Source organism: Anaeroplasma sp., from assembly GCF_034179385.1.
In the GTDB taxonomy this organism is placed as follows: Bacteria; Bacillota_I; Bacilli_A; order Acholeplasmatales; family Anaeroplasmataceae; genus Anaeroplasma.
Window position 1 is genome coordinate 1 of sequence record NZ_JAXFPY010000029.1, and the last position, 7,108, is coordinate 7,108.

Here is a 7,108-nt window from a genome sequence, read left to right on the forward strand (position 1 = left end):
TAAACCAATTTATGATGTTACTAGTAGTGCTATATCAGTTACATTACCGGTTATCGATCAGACTAGCTTATCATTCAATGAGAAAAAGGTTTACGATGCTATGAAACAAAATCACTCATATAGTAGATTAGAATTAGAAGAGATAAGTGGTTTTGCTAAAGATACATTAATTAGAATTTTAAATTCTTTAGTCGAGAAAGGTATTGTTGAAAAAAGTGGTAAAGCTAGAGCAACAATGTATGTAAAAAAATAATCGTTGCAAAATCGTTGAAAAAATGCAACGATTTGAAACATATCAACGATTAATTTATTCGACGATACTCTAATCGTTGAAACTATCAAGATACTATTCTTAAAAAAGAAGAAATCGAAAAGGTAATTGAGGCTTTCCATATACAGATCTGGAATGGTTTAAAAACAGGTATTCTTGTATCTATTACGAATAAAGAGATTATAAATGAGTAGCTTTATTAAATAGAAGCATTTTAGGTACAAATAAAGATGCCTTTTGTGGGGCACCATTCTTTTACTTGTACTTGTAAAGAGGCATAGAAATACAGTCTATGATTGTCTTCTATGATAATAATATGATGCTTGAGGTATCCTCTATAGGGCTTGGCCCTTGTTGGATTTATAGGCTTAATGAGGAAATCTGAACGGAAGATTAAAAGAGGATATTAAAATACTTACATTAAAACCAGATGAGTATGAAGGAATCGGCCATGTATCTTAGGTTATCCAAAGGATAACTATTTTAAATGGAAAGAAATTAAAGAAAATAAAGTGTTCTATATCGAATTACAAACGCTTACAAAAGAAACATCCTTTGATTTCTTTTGACAATTCCTCTCAATGAGTCTATTATTAAATTGAAGGGAGGAAAGTCTATGATTTTTTTTAGTGATAGAGATGCATATCCTGCATGCGGTATATTTAGTCTAGGACATTTTATTTTCTTTGCTGTCATTGGAGCACTTATTGTACTTGGATTATACTTATCAAGAAATATTACAAAAAGAGGACTAAGAGATCAAACTATAGTTTCAGTTTCTATTTTATGGACACTTGAAATCATAAAGATTGGTTATAATCATATTCATGGTTACTTTGGTCTTGATCAATGGTTCCCCCTTGCCTTTTGTAGCTTATTCTTATATGCTGCAATATTCGCATTAAGTAAGAATGAAGTGATTAAAAATATGGGTCAGGCTTGTCTTATCTTTGGTGGTATCCTAGGTGGATTTTGTTATTTGGTTTACCCATCAACCTCCTTACCTAGCGTTCCAGCATTCCATTTCCTTGCCTTCCACGGCATGGGATACCATGGGGTACTCCTATATATAGGAATCCTATATTTCATCCATAGTGGATTTGAAATATCCTTTAAAGGATTTAAGTATTATTTCTTATTCCTATCTATCTTTTTCCCAATCGCAATTATTATGGATTATAGATTAAATGTAAATTTAATGTTCTTTAGAGATGCATATAATTTACCTGAATTTGCGAAGGCAATAGCAGAATGGAATCTTCCAATTTACACTATAATTGTTGTATTATTCTATTTATTATTACCTTATGTAATTATTTATGGAATCGATAAATTTAGTGCATTTATACATAAAAGAAAAGAAAATGCAGTTTTGCAAGAGGATGTAAAGAAATAAAAAAGAACGGCTTCGTTCTTTTTTTTGCTCGCTAGGAGGTATTATGTTTAAAGAAAATTATCATACGCATATGAGGCTTTGTCGTCATGCGAAAGGTGATATTAAAGATTATGTAGAAGAAGCCATCCGGCTTGGATTTCATTCCTTAGGAATATCGGATCATGGTCCTATTTCAAATCCTGGATTTAGAAGAATGACGATAGATGAATTTTATAAGATTTATGTGCCTGAATTTATGGAATGTAAGAAGAGGTATCAAAATCAAATAAAACTTTTCTTAGGCTTAGAAATTGAATATATCTATGGAAATGATTCCTATTATAAGGAAGTATTAAAATCTTTAGATTATTTAATTTTAGGTTGCCATTACTATAGTGGATACAAACAAATGGATGATACATCAAGCTTTTTGTGTAATACAAAGGAAAGATTAGAAGAATATGTAAAGCTCATTGAGGATGCATTAGCCACAAAGTATTTTAAAATACTTGCGCACCCAGATATCTTCTTAGGGGGATACCCTAGGTGGGATGAATATACTGCTTCTGCAACAAGAAGAATTGTTTTGGCCTGCATTAAAAATAATGTATATTTAGAATGTAATTGTAATGGATTTTCAAAGAATCAAAAGGATTTTGGTGGAATTATGGATTATATGTACCCCAATAAAGAATTCTTTAAAATTGTAAGTGAATATGAGGATATTAAGGTCATTGTATCTTCTGATGCGCATAACCCTTCAGATTTAGATAAGAATTTAGATAAGGGCTATCAAATGCTTAATGAGCTTAATATTCATCCTATAGAAAATCCACTTGAGGTAAAAAATGATTAAAGCGATTTTATTAGATATAGATGATACCATTCTAGATTGGGATTTATGTAGCCATGAGGCTATTAAAAAGGCCAAGGAGGAATTAAATTACACTATTCCAGATTCTATATATGAGGCATACGATAGACTAAATCCAATCCTATGGCATATGCATGAGAAGAAGGAAATTACAATGGATGAGCTATTTCAAATGAGATTTAATAAAATCTTTAATGAAATCGGTGTTTCCTATGATGGAGTATTATTTGAGAAGGTCTTTAGAAAATATATCCTAGATTCTCATATATTTATTCCTAATGCGAAGGAAATCTTAGAATATTTATATAGTAAATATGATGTATATGCTGCATCAAATTCTACCTTATACCAGCAGTTAAGAAGATTATCGAAAGCAAATATTATCGATTTTTTTACGGATATCTTTGTATCAGAGGAGCTAGGCTCATCTAAGCCAAGTAAGGAATTTTATGAAGCATGCTTAAAAAGAATGCATCACAAAAAAGAAGAAATTATCGTCATTGGTGATTCTCTTACCTCAGATATTTTTGGAGCATATACTTATGGATTAAAATCCATTTGGTTTAATAAAAAGAATATAAAAGAAAAAGAAGCCTTATATACCTATAAGGTTTCCAATTTAAATGATATTAGAAAATATTTATAATATAGAAAAAACCACCTTAGGGTGGCTTTTTAAATTTATTTCTTGTCTAAATCACAGATGTCAACCGATTTATCACGATTAACGGATAAGGCATTAAGCTTAACATTTAAAGCTTGACTAAAGAATCTTTCGATGTCATCAACGATAACCTCAGATGCAGTTTGCACATTGTCTAAAGTAACAGGGGTTGGAATATTATAGCCATAGCCCTGAGCTTTAACTAAAAGTCTTTCAACTCTTGCAGCGGATTCACAAAGGATTGGTACATTCTTTTCTGCACTTAAGGCTAGTAGCTCCTTTGTCTTGCCACTGCCTGGATTTCCTAAAATAATTTTCATTTAAGCCTCCTGGATTTATTTGTAATGTATCTTGTAATTCTATTATAGTATAGTTTGATTATGAAAACCATATGAAAAAAATGTAAGAAGAATTAAATTGTTTTCTTATATTTTTTTTAAGTTCATATATAAAAAAGCTTTATTTGTATCTTTTTTTCATAATAAAAATTGTTATTTTATTAAAAAAGTGGTATATAATGTAATGTAAAAATGAAAGGAGATGATTAAAAATATGAAAAAAACATTACAGAGTGCCATTACTACATGGGTTACTGCTCTAATCGTTTTAACTGTAGGTATTTTATGTATCGTTGCTCAAAACACGAGTGGAGATGTTTCAGGCAATGCCTACGATGCAATTTCTATTGTACTTGGTGTTGTATTAATTGTTATATCTACCCTTGGATTAGTTCTAAATATCTTATTGTTAAAAAGATCTGCAAATGCAATTACATTAGCGAATGGTATCATCCTAGCTTTAGGTATTTTCCTTGTCGTTGAGAAGACTGCAGGAGAATTACTTCATATCTTAACAAATTATGCGGCATATGTACTTTCCGTTATTGGTGCATTATTCGTATGTGATGCAATCTTAGTATTCGTATTTGGCTTAGTTAAGAAGGATGATCTTAATACATTCTTAGTTCCAGTTTTATTTGAGGCAATTATTGGAATAGCTGCTTTAGTTTTGGGGATTTTAGCATTACCAAGTGTAAATGTTATCGATAAGAGATTAACTATCTTTGGTATCATCCTAATTTTATATTCAATATTCTTAGCTTTAGCCTCTTTATTCCAATTCTTAGGTAAGAGTGCAAGCCAAAAGAAGAGTGATACAATTGATGCTAAGGTAGAAGAGACTAAGTCTGATGATACTCTAGAAGCTTAAGAATAAGATGAAAAAGAATTAATTTATTTTTTATGGGAGCTTTAAAGGCTTCCTTTTTCATTTCTCTTTTCTTTTTATCAATTTTTTAATATAATTGAATCGATTTAGGAAGTGAAGAATATGCTTGTATGCTTAACTGGTGTCTCTGGAAATATGGGACATGCTACTCTTAAGGAACTTGTTTTATATGAAAAAATTGATAAGATAAGAGTATTTATATTAAAAAACGATCCACTATTTAAAAGAGTTAAAAAGGATTTAAAAAAATATAGGAATAGAATTGAGATTTTTTATGGTAATTTAGCCAATAAAAACGATGTTGAAGAATTCTTGAAATGTGCAGATTATATGATCAATATGGCTGCAGTAATTCCACCTAAAAGTGATAAAATGCCCAAGTCTGCCATAGAATGTAATGAGATTGGTGTTAAAAATATTGTATCTGTAATTGAGGGTATGGTAATGCAACCAAGGCTCATCCATATTGCATCGGTTGCGCTTTATGGTAATCGAGGTGAGGCTCACCCCTATGGTAGGGTTGGAGATCCTCTTTTAGTTTCTCCTTTTGATATTTATTCTGTAACAAAGATGAGAGGAGAATTAGCCGTATTAGAATCTAAGATTCAATATTATGCAATACTAAGACAATCTGCAATGCTACACGAATATATGCTCATGGATAATATTAGCGATGGATTAATGTTTCATACAGCCTTTAATGCACCACTTGAGTGGGTTACACAAGAAGATTCTGCTAGATTAATCAAAAATATTATAAAAAGAGATATTGAAAAGAACGATTTAGATAAGGTATTCTGGAAAAGAGTATTTAATATTGGTGCTAAGAAAGAAAATAGAATTACAGGCTATACGACATTAAATGATGGATTTAAGCTTATGGGTGGAGATGCAAAGCATATGTTTAAGCCTAAATTTAATGCGATAAGAAATTTCCATGGTATGTGGTTTTATGACTCCTATCTTTTAGAGGATCTATTCCATTATCAAATGGATACATGCAAGGATTACTGGGCAAGAATGAAAAAGAAGAATTGGTATTATACCTTCGGTAGAATCGTACCACAATCCTTAATTTCAAAGCTTGTCATTCAAAGATTATTTAAGGATAGTAATTCTATAAAGTATTGGTATAAGCATAAGGATTTAGCGAAAATGTATGCAGCCTTTGGCGGAATAGAAAAATACGAGGAAATCGATGCAAGTTGGGATAGCTTTCATTTACTTGATGATGGAATATTACTTGATGGTACTAAGATAAATTTATTGGAATATAAGGACATTAAGAATACAAAATTAATCGATTATGGCTATGATATACATAAGGATATTTACGATTTAACAAAAGAGGATTTCCAAAATATAGCCTTACTTCATGGAGGTATGATGAAGGGTGAATTTAAAGATTTATTTACACCAGTTCTATTTGAAAACCAAGACCATGAGGAATTCTTCATGAAGCCTTATAGTGTATATGCAGGACATTGGTACAATATTACCTATAGAGAATATAAATGGGATTTTGACAGGTTATCTAAGAAGGATAAGCTATATGCATCCATTTGGTATGATTCTCATGAAAAGAACGAGGATAAGCTTTATTATGTAGATCAAGACTTCAATGCACATATGGAGGATATTTAATTTGAGAGCACTTTTTTGTTACTTCTCTGCGACAGGTAATACAAAAAAATGTATCGATTTGTATCAAGATTATCTAAGCTTAAGTGGTGTAGAATCGGACATCCATAATATCGATGACGGGAAATTAGAATTTAATCCAGAGGATTATGATATGGTCTTCTTTGCCTATCCCATTCATGGGTTTAATGCGCCTGAAAATGTTTTAAAATTTGCAAAGACATTAAAAAAATGTAAGGAAAAGAAAAGATTAATTATTCTTAAAACCTCAGGAGAGCATTTAAGAATTAATAATATATCCTCCTATTCCTTAAGAAGAATCCTAAAGAGAAGAAATTATTATTTGACCAATGAATATCATTATATAATGCCTTATGATATTATTTTCCGTCATACCGATTTAATGGCATATAATATGTATGAAGCCTTAAAAGGCTTAGTCCCACTCGATGTAAAGGATATTTTAGATAATAAGATTGTAAAGCTTAAATATATGCCCTTTGGACATCTATTACAGCTTTTCATGTTAATTGAGCATCCTGGTGCTAAGATTAATGGCTTATTCATGCATACGAATAAGGATTGTATTTCCTGTGGGCTTTGTGAAGAGTCTTGCCCAGCAAAGAATATCAAGATAGATGAAAAGGGGAAGGTTCATTTTAAGCATAGCTGTCTTATGTGCACAAGATGTGCATTCTATTGTCCAAAGGATGCGATTGTCTTTGGGCTATTTAATTCTTGGAAGGTCAATGGAAAATACTCCTTCCAAATGCCTAAGGAAGAAGAGGTCGATAAGCATAAAAGATATTGTAAAAATTCTTATAATAGATATTTTAAAATTGCAGAGGAAAGAATTAAAAATCAAAAATAACACCCTAGGGTGTTTTTTTATTTATTAGTAAATTTAAAATCATGATGGGAATAGTACTATAACTACAAAAATCCTAGGGCTGCCTAGGATAATATATTTAGTTAGAAGTATTATTTCTTTTTCTTTTTATTGTAAATATCGACTGGTACAAATTTAGGTTTGTCACAATGAGGACAGTAGCTTAT

The 7,108-nt window shown here is 30.8% G+C and carries 8 protein-coding genes; 7 read left to right on the forward strand and 1 reads right to left on the reverse strand.

All coding sequences use genetic code 11. The features are described 5' to 3' along the window. From SPJ17_RS02095 to SPJ17_RS02110, 4 genes are all read left to right on the forward strand, one after another. The coding region (locus tag SPJ17_RS02095; protein WP_321092260.1) for a hypothetical protein at nucleotides 1-253 on the forward strand (253 nt) is incomplete at its 5' end. A 634-nt stretch (nucleotides 254-887) separates the two neighbouring features. Beyond that, nucleotides 888-1,667, forward strand: a complete 780-nt coding sequence (locus SPJ17_RS02100; RefSeq protein ID WP_321092263.1) for a YwaF family protein — start codon at nucleotides 888-890, stop codon at nucleotides 1,665-1,667. A gap of 43 nt (nucleotides 1,668-1,710) precedes the next feature. Beyond that, nucleotides 1,711-2,502, forward strand: coding sequence for a histidinol-phosphatase (locus SPJ17_RS02105; protein WP_321092264.1), 792 nt, complete (start codon nucleotides 1,711-1,713; stop codon nucleotides 2,500-2,502). After that, nucleotides 2,495-3,166: a YjjG family noncanonical pyrimidine nucleotidase gene (locus tag SPJ17_RS02110; RefSeq protein ID WP_321092266.1), complete on the forward strand. Its 672-nt coding sequence runs from the start codon at nucleotides 2,495-2,497 to the stop codon at nucleotides 3,164-3,166. Before SPJ17_RS02105 ends, SPJ17_RS02110 begins: the two co-directional genes overlap by 8 nt. A 35-nt stretch (nucleotides 3,167-3,201) precedes the next feature. Here the strand turns inward: SPJ17_RS02110 and SPJ17_RS02115 are convergent, their stop codons facing one another. Beyond that, a complete protein-coding gene (locus SPJ17_RS02115; protein ID WP_321092268.1) occupies nucleotides 3,202-3,504 on the reverse strand; it encodes a hypothetical protein in 303 nt (100 codons plus the stop codon). A gap of 232 nt (nucleotides 3,505-3,736) precedes the next feature. Between SPJ17_RS02115 and SPJ17_RS02120 the strand changes: the two genes are divergently transcribed. The 3 genes from SPJ17_RS02120 (at nucleotide 3,737) to SPJ17_RS02130 (ending at nucleotide 6,923) form a co-directional block, all read left to right on the forward strand. Beyond that, entirely contained in the window at nucleotides 3,737-4,393 is a 657-nt protein-coding gene (locus SPJ17_RS02120; protein ID WP_321092271.1) for a hypothetical protein, read from the forward strand. 120 nt (nucleotides 4,394-4,513) lie between these two features. Then, nucleotides 4,514-6,055, forward strand: coding sequence for an NAD-dependent epimerase/dehydratase family protein (locus SPJ17_RS02125; RefSeq protein WP_321092273.1), 1,542 nt, complete (start codon nucleotides 4,514-4,516; stop codon nucleotides 6,053-6,055). A gap of 1 nt (nucleotide 6,056) precedes the next feature. Continuing rightward, nucleotides 6,057-6,923, forward strand: coding sequence for an EFR1 family ferrodoxin (locus tag SPJ17_RS02130; RefSeq protein WP_321092275.1), 867 nt, complete (start codon nucleotides 6,057-6,059; stop codon nucleotides 6,921-6,923). Nucleotides 6,924-7,108: the final 185 nt, after the last annotated feature.